At 61.8% G+C, this 26,549-nt stretch carries 21 protein-coding genes; 7 read left to right on the top strand and 14 right to left on the bottom strand.

Annotation, left to right across the window (positions count from 1 at the left end; translation table 11 throughout):
• Positions 1 to 5: 5 nt before the first annotated feature.
• The 6 genes from Q8L50_RS07960 to Q8L50_RS07935 form a co-directional block, all read right to left on the bottom strand.
• Positions 6 to 1,415 carry a sodium:proton antiporter gene (locus Q8L50_RS07960; protein WP_305348130.1) on the bottom strand — a complete coding sequence of 470 codons (1,410 nt, stop codon included), beginning with the start codon at positions 1,413 to 1,415 and terminating at the stop codon, positions 6 to 8.
• 58 nt (positions 1,416 to 1,473) lie between these two features.
• Positions 1,474 to 2,661 carry a nicotinate phosphoribosyltransferase gene (pncB, locus tag Q8L50_RS07955; RefSeq protein ID WP_305348129.1) on the bottom strand — a complete coding sequence of 396 codons (1,188 nt, stop codon included), beginning with the start codon at positions 2,659 to 2,661 and terminating at the stop codon, positions 1,474 to 1,476.
• A gap of 168 nt (positions 2,662 to 2,829) precedes the next feature.
• Positions 2,830 to 3,174: an FKBP-type peptidyl-prolyl cis-trans isomerase gene (locus Q8L50_RS07950; RefSeq protein WP_305348128.1), complete on the bottom strand. Its 345-nt coding sequence runs from the start codon at positions 3,172 to 3,174 to the stop codon at positions 2,830 to 2,832.
• A 91-nt stretch (positions 3,175 to 3,265) separates the two neighbouring features.
• Complete coding sequence (locus Q8L50_RS07945) at positions 3,266 to 3,922, bottom strand: nitroreductase (protein WP_305348147.1); 657 nt, start codon at positions 3,920 to 3,922, stop codon at positions 3,266 to 3,268.
• A gap of 41 nt (positions 3,923 to 3,963) precedes the next feature.
• The gene (locus Q8L50_RS07940) at positions 3,964 to 4,410 is read right to left on the bottom strand and encodes a thioesterase family protein (protein ID WP_305348127.1); all 447 of its coding nucleotides are present in this window, start codon (positions 4,408 to 4,410) and stop codon (positions 3,964 to 3,966) included.
• Positions 4,411 to 4,416: 6 nt separating this feature from the next.
• Complete coding sequence (locus Q8L50_RS07935) at positions 4,417 to 5,319, bottom strand: histone deacetylase (protein WP_370869764.1); 903 nt, start codon at positions 5,317 to 5,319, stop codon at positions 4,417 to 4,419.
• Positions 5,320 to 5,646: 327 nt separating this feature from the next.
• On the opposite strand from Q8L50_RS07935, the gene phaP reads away from it, so the two are divergent.
• Positions 5,647 to 6,189 carry a TIGR01841 family phasin gene (gene phaP, locus Q8L50_RS07930; protein WP_305348125.1) on the top strand — a complete coding sequence of 181 codons (543 nt, stop codon included), beginning with the start codon at positions 5,647 to 5,649 and terminating at the stop codon, positions 6,187 to 6,189.
• Positions 6,190 to 6,475: 286 nt separating this feature from the next.
• Here the strand turns inward: phaP and Q8L50_RS07925 are convergent, their stop codons facing one another.
• A complete protein-coding gene (locus Q8L50_RS07925; protein ID WP_370869765.1) occupies positions 6,476 to 7,405 on the bottom strand; it encodes a patatin-like phospholipase family protein in 930 nt (309 codons plus the stop codon).
• 69 nt (positions 7,406 to 7,474) lie between these two features.
• Between Q8L50_RS07925 and Q8L50_RS07920 the strand changes: the two genes are divergently transcribed.
• The 3 genes from Q8L50_RS07920 to Q8L50_RS07910 all read left to right on the top strand — a co-directional run bounded on the left by Q8L50_RS07920 (position 7,475) and on the right by Q8L50_RS07910 (position 11,593).
• Positions 7,475 to 8,527, top strand: a complete 1,053-nt coding sequence (locus tag Q8L50_RS07920) for an extracellular solute-binding protein (RefSeq protein WP_305348123.1) — start codon at positions 7,475 to 7,477, stop codon at positions 8,525 to 8,527.
• A gap of 241 nt (positions 8,528 to 8,768) precedes the next feature.
• A complete protein-coding gene (locus Q8L50_RS07915; protein WP_305348122.1) occupies positions 8,769 to 9,527 on the top strand; it encodes a 3-hydroxyacyl-CoA dehydrogenase in 759 nt (252 codons plus the stop codon).
• A gap of 197 nt (positions 9,528 to 9,724) precedes the next feature.
• Positions 9,725 to 11,593 carry a gamma-glutamyltransferase family protein gene (locus tag Q8L50_RS07910; RefSeq protein ID WP_305348121.1) on the top strand — a complete coding sequence of 623 codons (1,869 nt, stop codon included), beginning with the start codon at positions 9,725 to 9,727 and terminating at the stop codon, positions 11,591 to 11,593.
• A 161-nt stretch (positions 11,594 to 11,754) separates the two neighbouring features.
• On the opposite strand, the gene Q8L50_RS07905 is transcribed toward Q8L50_RS07910, so the two are convergent.
• The 6 genes from Q8L50_RS07905 to Q8L50_RS07880 form a co-directional block, all read right to left on the bottom strand.
• Positions 11,755 to 12,873 (bottom strand): SMP-30/gluconolactonase/LRE family protein, encoded by a 1,119-nt coding sequence (locus Q8L50_RS07905; RefSeq protein WP_305348120.1) that lies wholly within the window; start codon positions 12,871 to 12,873, stop codon positions 11,755 to 11,757.
• Between the two features lie 159 nt (positions 12,874 to 13,032).
• Positions 13,033 to 14,367 carry a glucarate dehydratase gene (gene gudD, locus Q8L50_RS07900; protein WP_305348119.1) on the bottom strand — a complete coding sequence of 445 codons (1,335 nt, stop codon included), beginning with the start codon at positions 14,365 to 14,367 and terminating at the stop codon, positions 13,033 to 13,035.
• An 11-nt stretch (positions 14,368 to 14,378) separates the two neighbouring features.
• Positions 14,379 to 15,368, bottom strand: coding sequence for a tripartite tricarboxylate transporter substrate binding protein (locus Q8L50_RS07895; protein WP_305348118.1), 990 nt, complete (start codon positions 15,366 to 15,368; stop codon positions 14,379 to 14,381).
• Between the two features lie 279 nt (positions 15,369 to 15,647).
• Entirely contained in the window at positions 15,648 to 16,679 is a 1,032-nt protein-coding gene (locus tag Q8L50_RS07890) for a LacI family DNA-binding transcriptional regulator (RefSeq protein ID WP_305348117.1), read from the bottom strand.
• 107 nt (positions 16,680 to 16,786) lie between these two features.
• Positions 16,787 to 17,683: a YihY/virulence factor BrkB family protein gene (locus Q8L50_RS07885; RefSeq protein WP_305348116.1), complete on the bottom strand. Its 897-nt coding sequence runs from the start codon at positions 17,681 to 17,683 to the stop codon at positions 16,787 to 16,789.
• Positions 17,684 to 17,719: 36 nt separating this feature from the next.
• Entirely contained in the window at positions 17,720 to 19,366 is a 1,647-nt protein-coding gene (locus tag Q8L50_RS07880) for an acyl-CoA synthetase (RefSeq protein WP_305348115.1), read from the bottom strand.
• Positions 19,367 to 19,499: 133 nt separating this feature from the next.
• On the opposite strand from Q8L50_RS07880, the gene dnaG reads away from it, so the two are divergent.
• From dnaG to Q8L50_RS07865, 3 genes are all read left to right on the top strand, one after another.
• Positions 19,500 to 21,443, top strand: coding sequence for a DNA primase (dnaG, locus tag Q8L50_RS07875; protein WP_305348114.1), 1,944 nt, complete (start codon positions 19,500 to 19,502; stop codon positions 21,441 to 21,443).
• A 304-nt stretch (positions 21,444 to 21,747) separates the two neighbouring features.
• Positions 21,748 to 24,147: an RNA polymerase sigma factor RpoD gene (rpoD, locus tag Q8L50_RS07870; protein WP_305348113.1), complete on the top strand. Its 2,400-nt coding sequence runs from the start codon at positions 21,748 to 21,750 to the stop codon at positions 24,145 to 24,147.
• Between the two features lie 292 nt (positions 24,148 to 24,439).
• On the top strand, positions 24,440 to 25,489 hold the full coding sequence (locus Q8L50_RS07865) for an alcohol dehydrogenase catalytic domain-containing protein (protein WP_305348112.1): 1,050 nt from the start codon (positions 24,440 to 24,442) through the stop codon (positions 25,487 to 25,489).
• A gap of 97 nt (positions 25,490 to 25,586) precedes the next feature.
• Here Q8L50_RS07865 and Q8L50_RS07860 read toward each other — a convergent pair.
• Positions 25,587 to 26,549: aldo/keto reductase (locus tag Q8L50_RS07860; protein ID WP_305348111.1), on the bottom strand; the 963-nt coding region annotated here is incomplete at its 5' end.

Here is a 26,549-nt window from a genome sequence, read left to right as displayed (position 1 = left end):
ACAAATTATCGAAACCAGATCAAGGTCATCAGGACAAACAAGGGGATCAGCACCGCGCCCGACCAGGCCATGTAGCCAAAGAAGCTGGGCATCTTGACGCCCCGGTCTTCAGCAATCGCCTTGACCATCAGATTGGGCGCGTTGCCGATGTAGGTATTGGCGCCCATAAAAACCGCACCGGCCGAGATCGCGGCCAGCGTCGGCGCCAGTGTGGTCATCAGGACCTGCGGGTCGCCGCCGGCGGTATTGAAAAACACCAGATAGGTAGGCGCGTTGTCCAGGAACGAGCTCAAGATACCCGACGCCCAGAAATACATGGCCGGATCGGGCTGTCCGTCCGGCCGCGTCACGGCAGACACCACCGCGCCAAAAGGCCCGCTGCTGCCCGCCTTGAGCATGGCAATCACCGGGATGATGGTCAGGAAAATGCCGGCAAACAGCTTGGCCACTTCGGCCATGGGTCCCCAGGAAAACTGGTTGTCCTCATGCACCCCGTCGGCGGTGAAGCGGAGGGACAACAGGGTGATGGCGATCAGGCCTGCATCGCGCGCCAGTCCAGGCAAACCGACCTCGGTGCCGTATACATCAAACACCAGCGGCGACTTCCAGAAGCCACTGAGCAGTACCAAACCAGCCACCGCTGCAAGCAGCAGGAAGTTGAAGGCGCCGTCAAAGCCCACCCGCTGCGTGTCGGGCGTCGGGTCCACCGGTTGCACACCTTCCCTGCGGAAATACCAGGTGTCGAGCAGATAAAAAATCGCCAGCAGGCTCACGATCAGAAACAGGGTCTCGGGAAAGATGTGCTGGACGGTCCAGAAAAAGTCCACACCCTTCAGGAAACCCAGAAACAGCGGCGGATCGCCCAGCGGAGTCAGTGAACCGCCGGCATTGGAGACGATGAAGATAAAAAAGACAACGATATGCGCCGAATGTTTGCGGTTGTCGTTGGCGCGAATCAAGGGCCGGATCATCAGCATGGATGCGCCGGTTGTGCCCATGAAGCTGGCCAGAACGGCACCTGTCAGCAGCAGCGCGGCATTGAGTCCCGGGCTGCCATGCAGGTTGCCCCGAATGAAAATACCGCCCGCCACGGTAAACAGCGCGGTCAGCAGGATGATGAAGGGAATGTACTCAGCGACCAGCGCATGCACGAGGCTGAAACCGGCCACCGAGGGGCCAAAAACCAGCGCAAACGGGATGAAAAAAGCCAAGGTCCAGGCAGCAGATATCTTGCCAAAATGGTGATGCCAGAACCAGGGCAGCAACAGCGGCATGAGGGCAATCGACAACAACAGGCCGGCGAACGGTACACCCCACAGCGGTGACAACTGGCTGCCGTCAAAGCCAGCCGCCAGTGCCCAGCCAGGACAGAAAAAAAGCAGGGCCGCCAATGGTGTCCATCGCAACGATTTCATGATGTCTCCTCTTGTTTTGGCAGCCCGACCCATCAGCGCAGGTCTGCATGTTGCGCCCTCAGGCAATCTCGAAAACCTGACGCAGATAGGCCAGGTACTTTTCATCGTCACACATGTTTTTGGACGGCGTGTCTGACAGCTTGGCCACAGGCTGCCCGTTGCACCGCACCATCTTGATGACAATTTGCAGCGGCTCGTAGCCCAGATCATTGGTCAGATTGGTGCCAATGCCAAACGCCAGCTGGCAGCGCCCACGGAACTGCTGGTACAGCTCGACGGTGCGCGGCACGGTGAGACCATCGCTGAAAATCAGCGTTTTGGTTTTCGGATCAACGCGGTTTTTGGCGTAGTGCGCCAGCATGCGTTCGCCCCACTGAAACGGGTCGCCACTGTCGTGACGGGCACCGTCAAACAGCTTGCAGAAATACATGTCAAAGTCGCGCAGAAAAGCGCTCATACCGTACACGTCGCTGAGCGCTATGCCCAGATCGCCCCGGTACTCTTTGGCCCAGGACTCGAAACCAAATACCTGGCTGTCGCGCAGACGCGGCCCCAGCGCCTGGCATGCCTGCAGGTATTCGTGCGCCATGGTGCCCAGCGGCGTCAGGCCGAGTTTCATCGCAAACAGCACATTGCTGGTGCCGGCAAACTGGCCGTCGGGGCCGGTGCCCAGACGCGCAATCAGGGTGCGCAGGACTTCCTCATGCCAGGCCTGGCCAAATCGCCGGCGAGTGCCGTAATCGGCGATCTTCAGCTCACGCAGCCCATCTGCCTGAAGCAGTCCGATCTTGGCATCCAGGCGTTGGCGTCCCTGCATCACATCAGCGAGCTTCTGGGTGTTGCGGAAGTACACCTCGTTGATGATGGCCAGCACAGGGATTTCAAACAGTATGGTGTGCAGCCACGGCCCTTCAATCACCACCTCGATTTCGCCCGACGGCAACGCCTTCACGCTGACGTATTTTTCATTGAGCCGGAACAGTCCCAGAAAATCAACAAAGTCGCTTTTGATGAAACGCAAGGCGCGCAGATAAGCCAGTTCTGCGTCCTGAAACTGCAAGCGGCACAGGGCCCGGATTTCCTCACGGATTTCACGCACATAGGGTGCCAGATCACTGACCCCGGTCGCACCGGCATTGCGACATTTGAAGCGGTACTCCACCTGTGCACCCGGAAACTGGTGCAACACCACCTGCATCATCGTGAACTTGTACAGATCTGTATCAAGCAGGCTCGTAATGATCATCGTTGGACATTCCCATAAATCCATTTTGTGGGCGAATTGCGGCGTTGCGCGGTGCTCGGAATCCTCATGCACCCAAGTGCATTCCGGTGTCCTGCGCGCCGCGCGCCTTGCACTTCATCCCAAAAACTGAATTTCTGGAAATGCCCGGGCCGCGTGCAATTAGAAAAATCACCCCAGAAAATCAACCTCGAACAGCAGCGTGGCATTCGGCGGAATGACACCACCGGCCCCCCGTGCGCCGTAACCCAGTTCAGCCGGAATCACCAGGCGACGTGTACCACCCACCGACATGCCCTGCACACCTTCGTCCCAACCCTTGATGACCTGACCGGCGCCCAGCGAAAACTCGAATGGCTGGCCACGGTCCTTGCTGGAATCAAACTTCGCGCCCTGTACGCCGTCGTTGTAAAGCCAGCCGGTGTAATGCACCTTGACATCACGGCCTGCTTTGGCAATGGCGCCGGTACCGAGCACGGTGTCTTCGTATTGGAGACCGGAGGGAGTGGTATTCATGGGTAATTCTTTCTGGAAAAAAGGGTGCGCTGAGCGCGCGAAGCCTCGACTTTACCTGCAAGCACATGTAGCTGTTGCAAGTGGGGGGCTGTCAGTCCAGCCAGGTCGTGAAGTCCTGCGCGCTGACGCGGGGGGTGCGGAAGGTGTTGACCAGCGCCGACTCGTCCGCATAACCCAGTGCCATGCCGCAAACCAGCATTTCGCCCTCACCCGCGCCGATGTGCGGCAGGATGATGTTGGCAAAGCCGTTCCACGCTGCCTGCGGACAGCTGTGCAGGCCGTGGCCACGCGCGGCGACCATGATGTTTTGCATGAACATGCCGTAGTCGACCAGGCTGCCCCGGCCCATCACCCGGTCCAGTGTGAACATCAGGCCCACTGGGGCGTCAAAAAAACGGTAGTTGCGCTGCTGCTGGGCATGCATCTTGTCCTTGTCGCCCTTGCCAATACCGAGCAGGCCGTACAGCCCCCAGCCGTTTTCACGGCGCCGGTCAATGTAGGGCGACACCCACTTCTCGGGGTAGTAGTCGTACTCTTCCCTGTACTGCGCGGCCAGCTCGGGGTTGGCGCGAATCGCGTCATGCGCGGCGCAGACTTTACCCATCAGGCTGTCTTTGCTGGCACCCTGCAACACATAGACCTTCCAGGGCTGGGTGTTGGTACCCGAGGGCGCGCGGCTGGCAAGTGCCAGCAGGTGCTCCAGCGTGGCACGGGGAACGGCTTTCGGCAGAAAAGCACGCGTGGACATGCGGCTGTCGATGGCTGCATCGACAGCGTTGGGGGTGTCACTCACTTGAGGGTCTCCAGGGTGGTCAAAAGTTGGGGCGGCAAGGGCGCCGGCCGGCGCGTCAACCGGTCCACGTACACATGGATGAAATGGCCTTTGGCGGCGGTCAGTGCCGTGCTGTCCTGGCCGGGGAACAAGCCGACCTCATACCGCACGCTGGACGACCCCACATGCGCCACACGTATACCGGCCAGCACCGGCTCCGGAAAGGACAGCGGGGAAAAATAGTTGCACTGCGTCTCGATCACCAGCCCGATCACGCTGCCGGCGTGAATGTCGATGGCGCCCGATTCAATCAGGTAGCCGTTGACTGCCGTGTCAAACCAGCTGTAATAAACGACGTTGTTGACGTGGCCGTAAACATCGTTGTCCATCCAGCGTGTGCCAATGGGGCGAAAGACCTTGTAGGCGCTGCGGGGCTCGGCTTGGGGGCGTGTCGGGGAAGTCATGGGCGCCTATTTTGCCAGCCCGGGCAGCGCCTGCCAGCGTTGCCAATACCCCAGCGCCACCCGGTAGGTGTTCATCTGCACCTGGACCGTCTCGTCGATGTTGACGCCGTAACCGCCTGCCATGGCAAAGGCCAGCGGAATGCGGCGCTGCCAGGCCCAGTCGAAAACGCGCCTGTCCCGGGCTTCCAGGCCGTCGTAACTCAGGCTGAGCCGGCCTAGCCTGTCGCCCTCAAAAGGGTCCGCTCCGGCCAGATAGATGACCAGACCGGGCTCAAAACGTTGATCGAGTTCTTCCAGCGCCTGCTCCAGCGCCTGCAGGTACGCAGCGTCGGTGCAGCCGTCAGGCAGGTCCACATCAAGGTCGCTGGCTTCCTTGCGAAACGGAAAATTCTTCTGCCCGTGTATCGACAGCGTGAAAACACTGGGGTCCCGGCTGAAAATGCTGGCCGTGCCGTTGCCCTGGTGCACGTCCAGGTCGATCACCGCCACCCGCAGCGGATGCCTGTCGCTGCGCTGCAGGCGCGCGTGTTCAGCCTGCATCAGCCGGGCAGCAATGGCGGCGTCGTTGAATACACAAAACCCGCCGCCCTTGCTGCTTGACGCGTGGTGGGTGCCACCGGCCATGTTGGCGGCCACACCCTCGGGCCGCGCACGCAGGCCCAGCGCTGCACGCGCCGCGGCCACCGTGGCCCCAGCCGAGCGACGCGACCTTTCGACCATCTCGACGCTCCAGGGAAAGCCGATTTCGCGCATGGCCGCTGCGCTCAAGGTGCCGTCCGCCACCGCCTGGATATAGGCCGGATCATGCGCCAGCGCCAGTTCACCGTCGCTGGCGCGCGGCGCCACACCCAGGCGCACCTGCGGCAACTCACCCGCCACGCGGTCACGCAGGCGCTGGTACTTGGCCATGGGAAATCGGTGCCCCGCCGGCAGGGGGAGGACAAAGTGATCGGCGTAAAAGGCTTGCAAGGGAAGGAGGCCAGGAAACCGCGGACAGAACAGGAACGTCCACAGCGGACACCCAGAACTGCATTGTGGCGGCAAGTGCAAAACCGCAGACTCCTAGAGCTTGTCGTCTAAAATGGTGCACTGCAACAAAAACCGCTTGTATTTACCGGGGGTAATCCCTATACTTCAGTTATGTTGCAGTGCAGCAATAGACAAAGCACTCCCCGGAGCAGCTTGTCCAGCAGGCAACTAATTGAAGTTTTAACCTACCTATATTGGAGATTTAATATGTTGACCGCTGAACAAATGATGGCTTCCCACAAAGCAAACGTCGAGACCCTGTTTGGTCTGACCAGCAAGGCCTTTGAAGGCGTTGAGAAACTGGTTGAACTGAATGTCCAGGCTTCCAAAGCTGCTCTGGCCGAGTCCGCCAACCACACCCAATCCCTCATGGGCGTCAAAGACGCACAAGAGTTGCTGGCCCTGCAAGCCGGCCTGTTCCAGCCCCTGGCTGAAAAAACAGCCGCTTACAGCCGCCACCTGTACGACATCGCTACAGCCACCGGCTCTGAAGTCGGCAAGTCCTTTGAAGGCCAGGCCGCTGAAGCCCAGGCCAAATTCATGGGCCTGGTTGACAGCGCCGCCAAAAACGCACCCGCCGGTTCCGAGACCGCTGTTGCCGTGATGAAAAGCGCTGTCGCTGCTGCCAACAACGCTTTCGAGTCGGTACAGAAAGCCGTCAAGCAAGCCAGCGAAATGGCCGAAGCCAACATCACCGCAGTGACTGCCACTGCTGTGAACGCCTCCAAAACCGCTTCCAAAAAGCGTTGATGACAGGGCTTGAATTGGCTGGCCCCGGCGCCAGTTGATTCAGGCCAGAGCCTGGTGCTTCGAAACCCTGCCGGTTCCCCTGAACTGTCGGCTCTACCCAACCAGGGGTGCGGCTCCGATCATTCAACCATTGGAGCTAGCTCCAGCCAGTTGTCTCCTCGGGTCCCTCCAGAAATCCAGTTTCACGGACCCCTTAAAGCCTGATTGCAAGATCAGGCTTTTTTTTGCCTCAAATCAGGCCCCAACCCTTGCCGGTCGGTCGCAGGCAGCTATCAAAAAAAGAGTGTCAACGGGCTGCGAGAGGCACCTTCGCAAGTCTGGCCTTCAACTCAGGCAGCGCCGCCAGCATGGCCGCCCGGCCTGCGTCGATGGCGCGCTGGCGTGCCGAGAAGTCGGAGCTTCTGAGCCCCGCCTGCGACGGCTGCACCACCACATCGGCGTCCTTGAGTTCATAACGGTTGATGCTTTTGCCCATGATGGCAAAGGTCTGCAACAGGATTTGCAGCGTCCCCTCCGCCGGATTGCCTTCCGGCGGGCTCGATATATCCACGGCTATCACCAGCTCGGCGCCCATCTGGCGCGCAAAGCGCACCGGCACTGGCGACACAAGCCCGCCATCCACGTATTCACGCCCATTGATTTTCACCGGCACAAAAACCGCCGGTACCGCACTGGACGCACGCACCGCCGTTCCGGTGTCGCCACGCTGAAACAGCACCGCCTGGCCGCTGTTCAGGTCGGTGGCCACAATGCCCAGGGGAATGGCCATGTTTTCAATCAGCCGTCCCGCCACCAGATCGTTGACATACCGGCCAAGAGCCTCGCCCCGAAACATGCCCCGGCCAAAAATCGGCAACATCCAGTCGGTGATGGCGGCCTCTTCCATGTTCAACGCGGTTTGCTGCAATTGGGCGCTGCTTTTGCCGCTGGCATAAAGCGCCGCCACCAGGCTGCCAGCCGAGGTCCCGACCACCACCGATGGCCGCAGACCGGCCTCTTCCAACACAGCGATCACACCCACATGGGCAAAGCCGCGCGCAGCCCCGCCACCGAGTGCCAGACCTATGCGTGGCGCCCTGGGGGCGGGCACTTCCGCGACAGGGGTAGCCGCCGCGTCACTCCGCCTGGCAGGCGGGCTGGCGCAGCCAGTCAATAACAACAGGCTGACAAATAACGCCGCCGCAACACCCCCTTGCAAACGACCCTGTTTTTCAATCTCAATACTATTGAGAATAATTCGCGTTTGTATTACACTGAACACATTCCAACCTTTAGCTTCAAGCCCATGCGTCAAAAACTCCGCCTTCTGAACACCCTGGCCCTTGCCGCCCTGCTGGGCGCTGCCTCCAGCGCCAGCGCACAGGAACAGGTGCTGAATCTCTATTCTGCCCGCCACTACCAGACCGACGAGGCGCTTTACAGCAATTTCACCAAGACCACCGGCATCAAGATCAACCGGGTGGACGCTGACGACGCCGGCATCCTGGCCCGGCTCAAGGCCGAAGGTGCAGCTTCCCCCGCCGACGTCATCTTGCTCGTTGATGCGGCCCGCCTGGCCAAAGGCGACAGCGAAGGCATGTTCCTGCCGATCAAGTCAAGCGTGCTTGAAAAAGCCATCCCGGTCCAACTGCGTGCGCAAGCCACAGCCGAAGGCACCACCTGGTTCGGCTTTTCCACACGCGCGCGGGTCATCGTGTACGACAAGCTCAAGGTCAACAAAGCCGATGTGGACACCTACGAAGAACTGGCGGACCCCAAAAACAAGGGCTTGCTGTGCACCCGCTCAGGTTCACACCCCTACAACCTGTCGCTGTTTGGCGCGGTGACCGAACACCTGGGCGCGGTCAAGGCCGAAGAGTGGCTCAAGGGCATGGTGGCCAACATGGCTCGCGCGCCCAAGGGCGGTGACACCGACCAGATCAAGGGCGTGGCCAGCGGCGAGTGCGGCATTGCCATCACCAACACCTACTACCTGGCGCGCCTCATGCGTTCGTCGGCACCGGAAGACAAGGCCATCATGGAAAAGGTTGGCGTCGTTTTTCCCAACCAGCAGTCCTGGGGCACCCATGTGAACATCGCCGGCGCTGCAGTGGCCAAAAACGCGAAGAACAGCGCCAACGCAGTGAAGTTCATGGAATACCTGGCCAGCCCTGAGGCGCAAAACTATTTTGCCAACGGCAACAACGAGTGGCCAGCGGTCGCCAGCGTGAAGCTCAGCAACCCGGCCCTGCAAGCCATGACAGGCGGCAGCTTCAAGTCCGAGACCATTCCGATCAGCACGGTAGGCGCCAACCAGGTCAAGGTGCAGCAGATGCTGGACCGGGTGGGCTATAAATAACGCCCCCACGTTCGCTCGCTTCGCGTAGCTTTCTGCCCCCCGAGGGGGCGCTGCGCCTGCGGGCCGGCAGAGCCGGACCCGCGGCCCCTGCTTGAAAAGAGAGCAGCGCTCATCGAAAAAGCCCGACCGTTGAACGATGGTTGGGCTATTTTTTTATGCGTGATAATTGCGGATGACGTTGACGTAAACGTCAACTCTCACCCCCCTTCCCTCCCCTTTTTCACTTCCCAAGGAACACCTCATGGACATCGCAGGCAAAGTATTCATCGTCACTGGCGGCGCATCGGGTCTGGGCGAAGGCACGGCACGCATGCTGGCGGCCAAAGGCGGCAAGGTGCTCATTGCCGACATGCAGGTTGAAAAAGGCGAGGCAATTGCCAAAGACATTGGCGGCGCCTTCGTCAAGTGCGATGTCAGCCAGGAAGCCGATGGCCAGGCAGTCGTTGCCAAGGCCGTCTCCATGGGCAAACTGATGGGCCTGGTCAACTGCGCCGGCATCGCTCCGGCTGAAAAAACCGTCGGCAAAAACGGCGCGCACAACCTGGGCGTGTTCAGCAAGTGCATCACGGTCAACCTGATTGGCAGCTTCAACATGATCCGGCTGGCCGCTGACGCGATGTGCAAGAACGAGCCCGAGGCCACTGGCGAGCGCGGTGTGATGATCTCCACCGCCTCGGTCGCGGCCTACGACGGCCAGATCGGCCAGGCCGCCTACAGCGCGTCCAAAGGCGGCATTGTCGGCATGACCCTGCCGATCGCGCGGGACCTGGCACGCAACGGGATCCGCAACATGACGATTGCGCCCGGCATCTTCGGCACGCCCATGATGTTTGGCATGCCACAAGAGGTGCAGGATTCGCTGGCCGCCTCCGTCCCCTTCCCCAGCCGCTTGGGCACGCCGCAGGACTACGCCAAGCTGGCGCAGCACATCTTTGAAAACGACATGCTCAACGGCGAAGTGATTCGCCTCGACGGCGCGATCCGGCTGGCGCCGCGCTGAGGAAGTGCCTGGGCTGCTATTGAATCGATAGCTGCCTGCACAAGTCCCGTATGAGCTGAAGGCTGATTCGACTTGCAGAAGTCGGCTTGGCCTTTTTTTCAGCTGCTTACACAAATCAGCGACCTGGCCCGGCAAGTCCCGGCTGCGCCGGCTGCGGCTTGGGTTTACCATGGCCGCTTCCCCATTCAGGAGAAGCCATGAACAACACCACCTCCGCGCGTCTGCGCCCTGTATCGCCCTTTCTGGCCGTCGCACTGGTCAGCAGCCTGCTGCTGGCGGGCTGTGTCTCGGCGCCGCCGTTTGCCTACAACGTGCCGCAGCAGCCCGAGAGCGCTTCCGGCTACACCGAAAAACCGGGCTGGGCCAGCACCAAATTTGCCGTCGCTGCAGCCAACCCGCTGGCCACCGACGCCGGTTACCAGGTGCTCAAAGCCGGCGGCTCGGCGATTGACGCGGCGATTGCCGTGCAGATGGTGCTCACGCTCGTAGAGCCCCAGTCCAGCGGCATTGGCGGTGGCGCCTTTTTGCTGCACGCCAGCGGCAGCGCGGTTGAAGCCTTTGATGGCCGCGAAACCGCGCCCGCTGCAGCCGACGAAAAACTCTTTCTCGGCGTCGATGGCAAACCCATGGCGTTCATCGACGGTGTGGTCGGTGGCCGCTCTGTCGGTGTGCCGGGCACCGTGCGCATGCTGGAAATGGCGCACAGGCAACACGGCAAGCTGCCCTGGGCGCAACTGTTTGTGCCGGCCATCACGCTGGCCGAAAACGGCTTCAAGGTCAGCGCGCGCCTTGCCACCCTGCTCAAAACCGAGCAACACCTGAAAAAAGACCCGGTCGCCGCCGCCTATTTTTACCCGGTCAATGGCGAACCCCTGGCTGTTGGCACGCTGCTGCGCAACCAGCCGCTGGCCGATGTCTTGAGAAAGATCGCGGGGGGCGGCTCCAAAGCGCTGCTCGAAGGTGACATTGCCCAGGCCATCGTCAGCAAGGTGCAGCAACACCCGACCAACCCCGGCAAACTGAGCCTGGCCGACATGGCCGGCTACCAGGCCAAAAAGCGCGATCCGATTTGCCACGACTACCGCGCCCAGTCCCGCGACTACCGCATCTGCGGCATGCCGCCGCCCAGCTCGGGCGCGATTGCCGTCGGGCAGATTCTGGGCATTCTGAACAACACCAACGCGGCCACACTGCCCCTGGAAACCGGCATGGGTGGCACACCCGGCACGGTGGGCGCCGCGCCTTCGGCCGACTGGCTGCACCTGTACACCGAGGCCTCGCGCCTGGCCTTTGCCGACCGCGCCCAGTACCTGGGCGACCCGGACTTTGTGCAGCCTCCGGGCGGCAGCTGGATGAGCCTGCTGGCCCCCGCCTACCTGGCCGAACGCGCCAAACTGATTGCCACCCAGCCCGGTGGGCAAAGCATGAAGGTGGCCAAACCCGGCAGCCCCGGCGGAACACGAATGGCTTATGCACCCATGCCCGCGCAGCCCGAATACGGCACCTCGCACATCAGCATCGTCGACGCCTACGGCAACGCAGTGGCCATGACCACCACGATTGAAGACGCCTTTGGCTCGCGTCAGATGGTCCGGGGCTTCTTGCTGAACAACGAGTTGACCGACTTCAGCTACGCCCCAGCCGACGCCGAAGGCAAGCCGGTGGCAAATCGCGTGCAGCCGGGCAAACGCCCGCGCTCGTCCATGGCGCCCACGCTGGTGTTTGACAAGGCCACAGGCCAGCTGGTGATGAGCGGCGGCAGCCCTGGCGGGGCGCTGATCATCCACTACACCGCCAAAACGCTGTACGGCGTGCTGAACTGGGGCCTGATGCCGCAGCAGGCCATCAACCTTCCCAACTTCGCCTCAATGAACGGGCCCAGCCTGCTGGAAGAAAAACGTTTTTCGCCCGCCACGGTGGAGGCCCTGAAAGCCCGCGGCGCCGAAGTGCGCGAAATGCCCATGACCAGCGGCCTGCAGGCCATCACACGCGGCCAGGCACACGGCACACCGCTGTGGCTGGGCGGCGCCGATCCGCGCCGCGAAGGTGTGGTGATGGGGGATTGAGAAGGAAAAGTGCTCCCCGCCCTTTTCTGGCGGGCGCAAGCAGCTACTTTTTTTATAGCGCCTGAGACCGGAGGTGGCGATGTGCTGGCGGGTCTGACCCGCGATCCATCCTGGGCCAGGATGCACACGCTGCCAGGCTCACGGCCTCACCGGTACCGCCTTCAGACCGCCCCGTGCGCCTCCACGTACAGCGCGTACAGCGAGTGGCTGCTTGCCATGTACAGGCGATTGCGCTTGGGGCCACCAAACTCCAGGTTGGCACAGCGCTCTGGCAGGCGGATAAAACCAATCGGTTTGCCGGCGGTATTGAAGACCTTGACGCCGTCAAAATCTTCGGTCTTGCCATTTTGCAGATGCGCTTTCATGCCGCCACCCACGTCGGTGGCTGTGGCCTGGAACGAACCGTTGTAACCCCAGCCGCACCACAGGTTGCCGTCACGGTCCACCCGAAAGCCGTCCAGCGACCCAGGGCCATCCGCGTCGATCAGCTTGGTTTTATTGGCGCAACTGCCGTCTGGCGCGACGTCGTAGCTCCAGACACTGCGGTTGGGTGTGCCCTTCCACTCGACCACGTAGAGCTTTTTTTCGTCGGGCGAGAACGCCAGGCCGTTGGGGTTGACCAGGTCGGTGATCACGGCGCTGAGTTTGCCGTCCTTGCCAATGCGGTAAACATTGGTGGTGGCTTGCTCTGGTTTGGCGCGGGAGCCTTCCCATTCGCCATTGATGCCAAACAGCGGGTCGGTGAACCAGATGCTGTCGTCAGACTTCACCACCACGTCATTCGGCGCGTTGAGCTTCTTGCCCTCAAAGCTGTCGGCCAGTACTGTCAGCTTGCCGTCTTTTTCGAAACGCACCACACGGCGCGTGACCGAGTGTTCGCAACTGATCAGGCGCCCCTGGCGGTCACGCGTGTTGCCGTTGGCGTAGTTGACGTTTTCTTTATGAACGGTAAATTTATTCGTCGCTTCGTCAAACTTCATCAGGCGGTTGTTCGGAATGTCACTGCACAGCAAATAGCCGGGCTTGCCCGCTGTCTCACTGGGGAAATACACCGGACCCTCGGCCCAGCGCATGCCGGTGCCCACCTGCTCGACGGTGCTGCTGTAAATGCGGTATTTGGCAAAGCTGGGGTCCAGAATCAGAACCGACGGATCGGGGTAACGCTGGTTGGGTTTGAAGTCGAACGACTGTGCGCCGACCGCGCCGCTCAGCACCGCCAGGCCGGTGCCTGCTGCTGATCTAAGGAAGCTGCGGCGGTGGCTGATGGTGTCATCTTGCATGGCTTGTCTCCGTTGTTTATCGTCTGTTGAAACCCGGCATCCGGCCGTTCGGCTCCCGGAGGTTCGCCCCAGGAAAAAACCCGGTTATCGCTTGCGCCAATCGGGCACCAGCTTTGCGTCAACTTTGCGTACAAACCGTCTTGAACGCGGTGCAACAACCTAGCGGTCAAATGCCGGACGTTTAGGGTCAAACTTCCAGCCTGGTATCAGGCTTTGCATGGCCGCTGCGTCATCGCGCGCGCCCAGGCCGTGCAGCTTGTAGAGTTGGTGGGCTTTTTCGACCTCGCCCATGTCCAGCTCGACGCCCAGGCCGGGCTTCTTCGGCACAGCTACCTGCCCACCCACGATCTGCAGTGGCTCTTTGGTCAGGCGCTGGCCGTCCTGCCAGATCCAGTGCGTGTCAATCGCAGTCACCTTGCCAGGGGCGGCAGCGCCGACGTGGGTGAACATGGCCAGCGATACGTCGAAATGGTTGTTCGAATGCGAACCCCAGGTCAAGCCCCAGTCACGGCAGGTCTGCGCGACACGGACCGAGCCGGCCATGGTCCAGAAGTGCGGGTCGGCCAGTGGAATGTCCACCGACTGCAGCGAGAGCGCGTGGCTCAGCTGGCGCCAGTCGGTGGCGATCATGTTGGTCGCGGTCGGCAGGCCCGTCGCGCGGCGGAATTCGGCCATGACCTCGCGGCCCGAGAAGCCGTCCTCGGCGCCGCACGGGTCTTCGGCGTAGGCGACGATGTTTTTGGTGTCGCGCATCAGGCGAATCGCGTCCTTGAGCAGCCAGCCGCCGTTCGGATCCAGCGTGACCCTGGCCTGCGGAAAACGCTCGTGCACGGCAGTGACGGCCTCGATTTCTTCCTCGCCGCGCAATACGCCGCCCTTGAGCTTGAAGTCGTTGAAGCCATAACGTGCATGCGCGGCTTCAGCCTGGCGCACGATGGCCTCTGGACTCAGGGCCACTTCATGGCGCACTCGTGCCCAGGCATTGTCGGCATTTGGCTCGCTGTTGTAGGCCAGCTTGGTCTGGGTCCGGTCGCCGACAAAAAACAGGTAGCCGAGCATTTCAACCGCGTCGCGTTGCTGGCCTTCGCCCAGCAGCGCAGCGACCGGCACACACAGGTGCTGGCCCAACAGGTCAAGCAATGCCGACTCTACGGCCGTCACGGCGTGGATGCTGGTGCGCAAATCAAAAGTCTGCAACCCGCGGCCGCCGCTGTCCCGCTCTGCAAACTGCTGTTGCATGGTTTGCAGCACGCGCAGGTAGTTGCCGACCGGCTGGCCCACCACCAGCGCTCTGGCGTCTACCAGGGTCTGGCGGATCTTTTCGCCGCCCGGCACCTCTCCCACGCCGGTGCGCCCGGCGCTATCGGTCAGCATCAATAAATTTCGCGTGAAAAACGGGCCGTGCGCACCGCTCAGATTGAGCAGCATGCTGTCGCGGCCGGCGACAGGGATCACGCGCAAGTCGGTGATCAGCGGCGTAGAGGTGTTCAACATGCAGAGGTGACTCAATCGATGGTGATTTTTCCGGTTTCAATGACTTTCTTCCAGCGCGCAAACTCCAGTCGCTGAAAGGCGGCGAATTGCGCCGGCGTGTTGGCCACCACTTCAAAGCCGACCGATACAAACTGCTCCTTGATCCGTGGGTCATTCAGGGCAGCGACGATGGCGGCATGGGCCTTGCTGCGCACGTCATCGGGCAGGCCCTTCGGGGCCACCACGGCTTGCCACGAGTACACCTCGACGTTTTTGACACCCGCTTCAGCCAGGGTCGGCACTTCGGGCAGCAAGGCGGACCGTTTGGCCGAGGTGATGGCCAGCGCACGCAGCTTGCCGGACTTGATGTGCTGGATCACGGCGTTGATGTTCTGGAACGATGCATCAACCTGGCCGCCCAGCAAATCGGCGACGGCAGGTGCACCGCCCCTGTAGGGGACGTGCGTGCCGTTGGTGCCGGTCTGTTGCCAGAACAGCTCAGCCGTGAGGTGGTCACTCGATCCGTTGCCAGACGATGCGAAGGACATCCTGCCAGGATTGAGTTTTTGGTAAGCGACCAGGGCACCAAGAGTTTTATAGGAGGAGCCTGCCGGCACCACCAAAACGTTGGGAGCCTGCACGGCCACCGTGATCGGATCGAAGTCCTTCAGCGCGTCGTACTGCATGTTCCTGATCAGGTGCGGTGCAATCACCAGAGGGCCGAGCGAGGTCACCAGAAATGTGTAACCGTCAGAAGTGGCGCGCTTGACAAAGGTCGCACCAATCGTGCCAGTTGCGCCGGCCTTGTTGTCCACTATGAAGGACTGACCCAGTTTTTCGGTGAGACGGGGGCTGATCGCTCGCGCCACGGTGTCTGTGGAGCCACCAGCCGGAAACGGCACCACCATGGAAACGGGTTTGGCGGGCCAGGCCTGCCCCTGTACGTTGGCGCTGAAGGCCAGACCGATGGCAATGGCAGCGACGCTGGTGAAGGTATTGAGTGTGCCAAACAATCTAATCATGCGATGTCTCCTTGAATAAGCAACTTGCTGGGTGGGACCGGGTTTCGAGATCAGCTGCGCGGATGGTTCAACTTCAGCTGATCCTGGCAGCACATTGGGGTGGAATGCGTCACTTGGTAGCGCTATCATTCCGTCCAGATGGTAGCGCTACCTTTTCTGAAGTCAAGAGAATATTGATCAGGGAATCTACGTAGTTCGGCTACCCGTCAGCCGACACTTGCCAACGCAGCAGTGCGAAGCAGGGGATCGCGCCGGGGCTTGAAGCCTGTACCTGGCGCCTCAGGCGCTGTCGCGGTCCACGATTGAAAAGCCGATATCAACGGCGCGGGACTCAACCGCCCCGCCTTCCGCACGCTCCACAATGAACTGTGCGGCGATCCGGCCAATCGCCGAGCTGTCGATACGTACCGTGGTGAGCGCAGGGTGCAGGTCAGCGGCAAACTCGAGGTCGCCAAAGCCCACGACCGCGAGCTGGCCGGGCACCGCCACACCCTGCACCTGCGCCTCTGTCATGACGCCGAGCGCGAGCAGGTCAGAACTGCAAAAAACAGCGTCAATGCCGGGTAAAACCCGCAACAACTCGGCCATTGCGCTACGGCCGCTTTTCAGGGTGGTCGGAGCAGGCACGATCACCACCGGCACGTCAGACAAACCAGCGGCTTTGGCCGCCGCCTGGAATGCCTGCTGACGTCGCCGCGAGCGCTCATCGTCACCGGCGACGACCGCCAGGCGCCGACGCCCCTTTGCGTACAGGAAATCCACCACCGCACGCCCCACGTCCACATGCGAAAACCCCACCAGCATGTCCAGCGGGGTGGGCGTGAAGTCCCAGGTTTCGACCACAGGGATACCGGCGGCCAGCAGACGCTTGCGACCTTCTGGCGAGTGCATGATGCCGGTCAGCACGATGCCGTCGGGGCGGCGGCTGATGATGGCCTCCAGCAAGGCGTCTTCCCGCGAGTCGGCGTAGCCGCTCTGCCCCAGCATCAACTGGTACCCGCGCTCAACCAGCGCCTCATCGAGCGCCTTGATGGTTTCCTGAAACACCGGGCCGGAAAGCGTGGGTACCAGTGCCGCCACCAGACGGCTGCGCGCCGAAGCCAGGCCACCAGCCACACGGTTGGGCACGTAACCCGTGCTGGCCACCGCCTCCAACACCTTTTTCAGCACCTCGGCAGAAACCTGGCCCGGCGTGTTCAGTGCCCGCGAGGCCGTGATGGGCGCCACGCCCGCGAGCCGGGCCACATCATGCAGAGTGACTGCGCCGCTGCCCCGGCGGGCGCGTCGAACCGGGGTGCCTTCTTGTGTCATGCATGAATTTTAGGGGCAGCTTGCGCGTGAGCGGATGATTGTGCAGCGGAGGCTGGAAAAGGATCCCGATCAAACCCGATGCGACTCGGTGCGGGATTTGATCCACCTTACGCCGTCCGCATCGGCTCCGCTGGCGCGTCCTGTTTGGCGGTACCTATACGCTCATACTCCGAAATCACCTGCGCGCCCAACAGCAGCAAGGTGGCGGCGATTTCCAGGCTGAGCAGCACCACAATGGCGGTGGTGAGCGAGCCGTACACCAGCCCCACCTGCGACAAGGTGCCGAAGTACCAGACCAGCAGGTGCCGCGTCACTTCCCAGAGCAAGGCCGCTGTGATACCGCCTATCAGCGCATGGCGCACCGACAGCTTGCCGACCGGCATCACCATGTAGACCGAGGTCAGTACAAAAATCTCTCCGCCCAGTCCCAGCAGGTAGAGCAGCACGCCCGAAAATCCGTCGAGCGACCAGCTGTAGCCCAGGAATTCAATACTCTTTTCCCCCAGCGCCGCGAAACTGCCTGAAACCAGCGTGACCAGAACCAGCCCCGCCCCCAGGCTCAGGATGTAGGCGTAAGGCAGCAACGCAGAAACCAGAAAATGGCGCCGCCGAATGGCCACGCGGTGCAGAAAAATCACCGACATGGCGTTTTCCAGCACGGTAAAAGCCAGCGAGCTGAAAAACAGCATGGTGGCCAGCAGCACCCAGCCCATCAAATCACGGTGTGCCAGAAAGTTTTCCAGTTCTCCCACGATAAAGTCAGACTGCCCGGGCGCCAGCCAGCCAATGTAGCGGCCCAGCGCTTCCAGCAGCGCCGACTGGTCCACCACATGCGACAGCGCAATTGCCATCAGGATCAGCAGCGGAACAATCGACAGCAAGGCGTAATAGGCCACAGCGCCCGCCAGCAGCAGCCCCTGGTTGGCGCGAAAACCCTTGATCACCCGCAGCACAAACGCGCCCGGATGGCGGATGACGTAGGCAGCCTGCGGTCCCGGGTTCACGGTGCCGCCCTCTCCCTCGAGAGAAATAGCGCCGCCTCACACATCAATCGCCACCGCAGAACCCGCCTGCTTGCGCAGCTCAAACTTCTGGATTTTTCCGGTGGAGGTTTTGGGCAACTCACCAAACACCACGGCGCGCGGCACCTTGAAGCCTGCCAGGTGTTTTTTGCAATGCGCCACGATGTCTGCGGCGGTCACGGTGGCCCCGGCTTTCAGCTCAACAAAGGCGCAAGGCGTCTCGCCCCACTTCGCATCGGGCTTGGCCACCACCGCGGCAGCCAGCACGTCCGGGTGGCGATACAGCACGTCTTCCACTTCAATCGACGAGATGTTCTCACCGCCCGAGATGATGACGTCCTTGCTGCGGTCCTTGATCTTGATATAGCCGTCGGGGTACATCACGGCCAGGTCGCCGGTGTGGAACCAGCCACCGGCAAACGCCTCTTCTGTCGTCTCCCGGTTCTTCAGGTAACCCTTCATCGTGATGTTGCCTCTGAACATGATCTCGCCCATGGTCTCGCCGTCTTGCGGCACCGGCTGCATGGTTTCCGGGTTGATCACGCTGGCGTCACGTTGCAGGTGGTAACGCACCCCCTGGCGGGCATTGAGGCGCGCCCGCTCGCCGATGTCAAGCTCGCCCCAGGCCTCGTCCTTGGCGCATACGGTGGCCGGGCCATAGGTCTCGGTCAAGCCGTACACATGAATCAGATCAAACCCGAGGCGCTCCATGCCCTCGATCATGGAGGCTGGCGGCGCGGCGCCCGCCACCATGGCTTTCACGCCACGCGGCAAGCCAACTTTCATCGCATCAGGGGCGTTGACCAGCATGCCGTGCACGATGGGGGCGCCACAGTAATGTGTGACGCCATGTGTCCTGATGCTGTCCAGAATGGCGCCGGCCTCCACCTTGCGCAGGCAGACGTTGACACCGGCACGCGCCGCCACTGTCCACGGAAAACACCAGCCATTGCAGTGGAACATCGGCAAGGTCCACAAATACACCGGGTGTTTGGGCAGGTCCCACTCCAGGATGTTGCTGATCGCGTTGATCGCCGCACCGCGGTGGTGGTACACCACACCCTTGGGGTTGCCCGTGGTGCCACTGGTGTAGTTCAATGCAATCGCATCCCATTCATTGTCCGGCAGGTGCCAGTCATAAGCGGCGTCGCCACTGGCCAGAAACTCTTCGTAAGTCATGCTGCCGATACGCCCAACCGCCCCGGCGTACATCGCGTCTTCCACGTCAATCACCAGCAGTGGCGCGGACGACTTGCGCAGGGCCAGGGCTTTTTTCAGGGTGCCGGCAAACTCCGGGTCCACGATGACCACTTTGGCCTCCCCATGGTCCAGCATGAAGGCAATACTTTCGGCGTCCAGCCGGGTGTTCAGCGCGTTAAGCACCGCGCCCGTCACCGGAATACCAAAATGCGCCTCGACCATGGGCGGTGTGTTGGGCAGCATCACCGCCACGGTGTCGCCCTTGCCAATGCCGTGGCGCTGCAGCGCGCTGGCCAGCAGGCGGCAGCGCGTGAAGACTTCAGCCCAGTTGCGCCGCAAAGTGCCATGCACCACAGCCAGCCGCTGCGGGTACACCTCGGCAGTACGCTGAATGAAGGACAGTGGCGACAACGCGGAAAAATTGGCCGCGTTCGGGGCAAGGTCCTGGTCAAAGATGCTGGGCATGGTTGTCTCCTGGGTTGGGCCGCCGGCTTTGCCGGTTGTACGACCATGTTAGCCCCACAGCGGCGCCTGAGGCTGACAGTCTTGCAACAGCGTGGCGGGGCATGGGGATGGGCTCCCGGGGCACAATACAGCCGTGGCCATTCCCTCATCATTCATTCAGGAGCTGCTGGCGCGCGCCGATATCGTCGATATCGTTGGCCGCCATGTGCAGCTCAAAAAGGGCGGCGCCAATTTCATGGGCCTGTGCCCCTTCCATGGCGAAAAATCGCCCTCTTTCAGCGTCAGCCCGACCAAGCAGTTCTACCACTGCTTCGGCTGCGGCGTCAGCGGCGACGCGATCAAGTTCATGACCGAATACGGCGGCATGACTTTTATTGAAGCGGTGAAAGACCTGGCGCAGCAGGTCGGCCTGCAGGTGCCGGAGGACGACGTCTCGCCTCAGGACCGGGCCAGGGCCGCCCAGATGCGCGAGCAGCAGGCCACGCTCACCAGCGTGCTTGAAAAAGCCGGCATCGCCTACATCAAACACCTGCGCAGCTCGCCGCGCGCGATTGAGTATTTCAAGGGGCGCGGCCTGTCTGGCGAGATCGCGAAGACCTTTGGCCTGGGTTACGCGCCCGAGGGCTGGCGCGCACTGGCCAGCGTCTTCCCCGACTACAACGACCCGCTGCTGGTCGAAAGCGGCCTGGTCATCAGCGGCGAGCCCGGCGAAGAAAACGCCCAGGGCGAAGCCAAGCGTTACGACCGTTTCCGCGACCGCGTGATGTTTCCGATTCGCAACGTCAAGGGCGAATGTATTGGTTTTGGCGGGCGGGTTTTGAGCGACGAAAAACCCAAATACCTGAACTCGCCAGAAACCCCGGTGTTCAGCAAGGGGCGTGAGCTGTATGGCCTGTTCGAGGCGCGCAGCGCCCTGCGAGAACACGGCTACGCGCTGGTCACCGAGGGTTATATGGATGTGGTGGCGCTGGCCCAACTCGGTTTTGCCAACGCGGTGGCAACCTTGGGCACGGCCTGCACCGCCGACCATGTGCAAAAGCTGTTTCGTTTCACCGACGCGGTGGTTTTCAGCTTTGACGGCGACAGCGCCGGCCGGCGCGCCGCGCGCAAGGCGCTGGACGCCGCCCTGCCCTTTGCGACCGATGTGCGCAGTGTCAAGTTTTTATTCCTGCCGGAAGAACACGACCCCGACAGTTTCATCCGCGCGCACGGCAAGGAAGGTTTTGCCGCCTATGTGGCCAAGGCGGTGCCACTGAGCAAGTTCATGCTGGAAGCCGCCGCCGAAGGCTGCGAGCTCGACAGCGCCGAGGGCAGGGCCCACATGGCCAGCAATGCGCGCCCGCTTTGGAGCCTGCTGCCCGACGGCACACTCAAACGCCAGTTGCTGGCCGAGATTGCCGACCAGGTGCAGATCGACAGCCGCGAGTTGCTGCAGATCTGGCAACCCGCCCATGCAAACAGCTATAAAACTAATAGCGGCTCACGCACACCAGATAAGGGCTACAGGCACAGATCATCTGAAACCTCGGGTGCCGGTCCTGGTCTGGAGGAGTTTTCGGGTAATTTTGCCGACTTGCATGACGAAGGCGCCTACGCCGCCTCGCTGCCTGCGCTGACCGGACCCGCCAGTTCTTCCCGAAGCCGCCCTGTGCGCCGTATCGCCGGGCGTGTGTTACCGGCCAGCCGCGAAGACCGGGTGCTGCGGCTGATGCTGACCGACCCGCAGAGCTGGGACAAGCTCAGCGGCGAAGAACATGCGCTGCTGTGTGAACTGCCTGCACCGCACGGCCCGCTGTTTGTCTGGCTGGAAAGCCAGTTGCATGAACACGGCCCGCAGCCCTGGGCCGCCCTGCGCGAGGGCCTGCGTGAGCACCCCCAGGAAAAACACGCCATCGACCAGATCGCCCAGCTGCCGGAGGGCATCGAATGCGACTGGAACGAGGTCCGCAGCATTCTGGACCAGTTGCTCAAGCTCAAACGCCAGCAGGAAATGGTCGATTTGCTGCCCAGCGTGATGGCCGATCCGGCCGCCCGCCAGCGTTATGAAGCCCTTGCGGCACTGCTGAAAAAAAGCTGATTCGCGCGGTCTGGAAATGCCTAAAAATGAGGCATTCGGGTATAATCCGATTTTCCGCCACGGCAAGCGCGACAGCAGCACCTCCGGTAACAGCCCCCCGCAAGAACGGGACCTCACAGGTTGAAGGGCTACATCCCCGCAAGGACTGCACACCAAATGTTCGCCCAAACACCTTGCCTGGGGCCCTTCAAGGCCCCTGAATGCCCAGCCACCCGGCCCGGGCATTTTTTGCGGCTGTGCCCTGACCTGCGTCGGGTGCCGGCAAACCAGTCTGTTGAGGAAAGTTTTCACCCGGGAGTTCGCCATGCCTGCTCAAAAGTCCAGCAAGTCCGTCAAAACCGTGACCAAGCCCAAAGCCGTAGCCAAGCCTGCAGCCCGACCGCCTGTCAAGAAGACCGCCAGCAAGCTTGAAAAACCCGCAAAACCCGCCATATCCAGACCAGTGACCGGCAAAAAAGCACCTGCTGCAAAAGCGCCCCTGAAATCCGAAAAGCCCGTCAAGAAAGTGCCCCCTGTGCCGACCAAGTCTCCTGCCTCCACCGTCAAGCCCGCCGCCAAAAAAGAAGCCGAACTGAAGGTCACACCGACCACAGCCGGCACCGACCTGCCCGTGAAGAAAAAGCCCGGCCGCCCGCCCAAAAATCCCGCCGCTGCAGTGGAAGCCGGGGGCGCCAAGCGTGGCCGCAAGCCCAAGGTGGTCGGCAAAGGTGAAGGCGACGAGGACATGTCCGACATCGAGGACGATCTGGTTGGCGAGCCTGTGGTGGAAACCACCGAGAAGGTCAAACCGCTGCGCATGAAAATCAGCAAGGCGAAAGAACGCGCCTTGATGAAAGAGTTCGGCCTGGATGAAACAGTGCTGTCCGAAGAAGACATGGCCAAGCGCCGTGCGCGCCTGAAGGCGCTTATCAAACTCGGCAAAACGCGCGGTTACCTGACCCACGGCGAAATTTCAGATCACCTGCCCGACAAGTTGATCGACGCGGAGACCCTGGACGCAGTGATCGTCACACTGAACGACCTCGGCGTGGCGGTGTATGAACAGACACCCGACGCAGAAACCCTGCTGATCACCGCCAACGCGCCGGCCGGCGCCACCGAAGAAGAGGCTGAAGAAGCGGCCGAGGCCGCCCTGTCCACTGTGGACAGCGAGTTCGGCCGCACCACCGACCCGGTCCGCATGTACATGCGCGAGATGGGCACGGTCGAGCTGCTGACGCGTGAAGGCGAGATCGAGATCGCCAAACGCATCGAGGGTGGCCTGATGAAGATGATGGAAGCCATCTCTGAAAGCCCGGCGACGATTGCCGAAATCCTGCGCCTCGGTGAAGACATCCGCGAAGGAAAAATTGTCATCTCTACGGTGGTTGATGGCTTTTCCAACCCCAACGAAGCCGACGATTACGTGGCTGAGGAAGATTTTGACGAGTTCGATGAAGAAGACGACGACGACGGCAAGGGCGGCTCCAAGGCGTTGACCAAAAAGCTGGAAGAGCTGAAAAAGGAAGCGCTGACGCGTATCGACACCATCGCCTCGCTGTTCGAGAAGGTTCACAAGACTTACGACAAAGAGGGCTACGGCACACCCGCTTATACGAAAGCGCAAAAAGCCCTGAGCGACGAGCTCATGACGGTGCGTTTCACCGCCAAGACGATTGAAAAACTGTGCGATTTGCTGCGTGGCCAGGTGCTGGACGTGCGCAAGAAAGAGCGCGAACTGCGTCGCATCATCGTCGAAAAATGCGGCATGCCGCAGGAAGTGTTCATCAAGGACTTCCCCCCGAATCTGCTGAACCTGAAGTGGGTCGAAAAGCAGGTCGCGGCCAACAAGCCCTGGTCGGTCATCATGGCGCGCAACATTCCGCCTATTCAGGATCTGCAGACCAAACTCGGTGAGTTGCAGGCCCGTGTGGTGGTGCCGCTGGGCCAGCTCAAGGACATCAACAAGCGCATGAACGAAGGCGAGACCAACTCGCGCGATGCCAAGAAAGAGATGATCGAGGCCAACTTGCGCCTGGTGATCTCGATCGCCAAGAAGTACACGAATCGCGGTCTACAGTTCCTGGACTTGATCCAGGAAGGCAACATCGGCCTGATGAAAGCCGTAGACAAGTTTGAGTACCGCCGTGGCTACAAATTCTCGACCTATGCGACCTGGTGGATTCGCCAGGCGATCACGCGTTCCATCGCCGACCAGGCCCGCACCATCCGTATCCCGGTGCACATGATCGAAACCATCAACAAGATGAACCGCCTGTCGCGCCAGCATTTGCAGGAGTTCGGCTTTGAGCCCGACGCCAGCATCCTGGCCGAGAAGATGGAGATTCCGGAAGACAAGATCCGCAAGATCATGAAGATCGCCAAAGAGCCGATTTCGATGGAAACACCGATCGGTGACGACGACGATTCGCACCTCGGTGACTTCATCGAGGACAGCGCCAACACCGCACCGCTGGAAGCCGCGATGCAGGCCGGCCTGCGCGATGTGGTGAAAGACATCCTCGACAGCCTGACACCGCGCGAAGCCAAGGTGCTGCGCATGCGTTTTGGTATCGAAATGTCCACCGACCACACGCTGGAAGAAGTCGGCAAACAGTTTGATGTGACGCGCGAGCGCATCCGCCAGATCGAAGCCAAGGCGCTGCGCAAGCTCAAGCACCCTTCGCGTTCGGACAAGCTGCGCAGCTTCATCGACACGCTCTGATCCGCTGCCCGGGCTTGTCCCGGGCTGGATAAAAAAAGCCTCAGGCCTGCGTCCAGCGGTCCTGGGGCTTTTTTATTGGTAAACGATGCCAGGCAGGCGATCTGGCCATCATCTCAAAATCTCAATCAAGTCGGCCTCCAGCCCATTCTGGACGGGCGCTACCAGCTACTCAAACGATAGCAACTGCAAGTTGCTGGCCACAGCCTTTGGCGCAGGAGCCCGTGTCCTCCGGGCCAGCTCCCTACAATCCCATTACCAGCGCGGCAGGCGCCGTGACGAACCAGGAGTTCTTATGCAAGCTGCTGTCCTTCACACCTTCGGTCACACCCTCAGCATCGAAGAGGTGCCGCGCCCGGTCCCGGGGCCGGACGATGTGCTGATTGCGGTCGAGGCCTGCGGGGTCTGCCACTCGGACCTGCACGTGGCCGAGGGCGACCAGCCCGCGCTCCAGGCCATCACCAAGCCTGACCTGATTCCGGGCCATGAGGTGGTCGGCCGTGTCGTCGAGCGCGGTGCCAACGTGACGCACCTGGCCCTGGGCGAACGCGTGGGCGTGGCCTGGAACCACAGCACCTGCGGCATCTGCGCGCCCTGTCTGGAGGGCATGGAAAACCTTTGCCGCCGGGCCGTCATCACCGGCGTGATGGTGGACGGTGGCTACGCCGATTACATGGTGGCGCGTGCCAGCCATGCACTGCCGATTCCCGCCACGCTGAGTTCCGAAGAAGCCGCGCCGCTGTTTTGCGCCGGGCTGACGGTGTACCGGGCGCTCAAGCGCGCCGGCGTCGCGGCCGGCCAGCAGGTCGCCGTGTTCGGCGTCGGCGGCCTGGGCCACCTGGCGGTGCAGATCGCGCGGGCCTGGGGCGCAGAGGTAATTGCACTCGACCTGGATGCGGCAAAGCTGGTGCTGGCCAAGGAACTGGGCGCCGCGCAGGTGCTGAACGCCGGCAGCGCCGACGACATCAAGGCGCTGCGCAAGGCCGGCGGCGTGCACGTGGCCGTGGTCACCTCGGCCGCGCGGGCCGCCTACGACACGGCGCTCAAGTGCCTGCGGCCCAACGGCGTGTTGTCGGTGGTGGGCCTGCCCGCCGAGCCGCTGAGCTTTCCGGCACTGGCGCTGGTCGGGCTGGAGGCGCGCATTGTCGCCTCGTCAGTGGGCACACGCGAAGACATGCGCGCGGTGCTGCAGATGGCCGCCGACGGCCAGCTGCGCTGCATCATCGACACGCAGCCGCTGGCCGAGGTCAACGCGGTCTTCGAACGCATGCGGCGCGGCCAGATCAACGGCCGCGTGGTGCTGCGCTGTTGCGGCGACGCCCACGCGGTCGGTCGCGCCGCTTGATTTACAAGACATAGGCCTCCAGCCTTTCCAGTTCGTGTGCACCTAGCTCCTGTTTCAATAGCACTTAAACCTGAAGCGCCCGGCCCCGACAGGCGCTTTAAAAGTCTTCGGTATCCACCTCGCTGCAGCTTTGCGTGCTGTAGCGATGACCGGTGACCGTGTCCTGGTTGATCAGCGCTTCCGCCTTAGCGACAACCTCGGTGCTGAGTTGCACCGTCGCCGAGCCCAGGTCCTCCTGCAGGTGCGCCACACTGGTGGTGCCAGGAATCGGCACGATGTGCGGCGCCTTGTGCAGCAGCCAGGCCAGCGCGAGTTGCGCCGGTGTGCAACCCGCCTCCAGCGCCAGGGCCTTGTAGGCCGGCAGCAGCTTGAGGTTGGCTGCATAGTTGTCGGGCGTAAAACGTGGCATCGCGCTGCGTATGTCTTTGGGCTGCAGCGTGCCGACATCATGCAGCGCATCACACAGAAAGCCGCGCGCCACCGGGCTGAAAGCGACAAAAGCTGCACCAATCTCGCTGCAGGCATCCAGCACCGCGATCTCGGGGTTGCGCGTCCACAGCGAATACTCGGTCTGCACCGCAGCAATCGGGTGTACCGCATGGGCTTTGCGCAGCGTGGTGGCCGACACCTCGGACAGGCCGATGCTGCGCACCTTGCCCTCGCGCACCAGTTCAGCCATGGCACCCACGCTGTCTTCGACAGGCACTTTTTTATCCCAGCGGTGAAGGTAGTACAAATCGATCACATCGGTCTGCAGGCGCCGCAGGCTGTCTTCACAGTTTTTGCGAATGGTCTCCGGCCGGCCGTCGATGACACGTTTGACGCCATCGTCAAACTGAACACCCGCCATGCCACCCTTGCTGGCCAGCGTGAAGCGGCTGCGGTGTTTTGACAGCACCTTGCCGACCAGGGTTTCGTTGGCGCCAAAACCATACAGCGCCGCCGTGTCGAACAGCGTCACACCGGCATCCAGCGCAGCCAGCAACACACGTTCGCCCTGCTCTGCCGTGGGCGGTGTGCCGTAAGCATGGCTCAGGTTCATGCAGCCCAGGCCTATGGC

This window comes from Polaromonas sp., assembly GCF_030680935.1.
Taxonomy (GTDB): Bacteria; Pseudomonadota; Gammaproteobacteria; order Burkholderiales; family Burkholderiaceae_C; genus Polaromonas.
The sequence above is the reverse complement of the archived record's forward strand: the minus strand, read 5'-3'. Positions and strand labels throughout refer to the sequence as shown.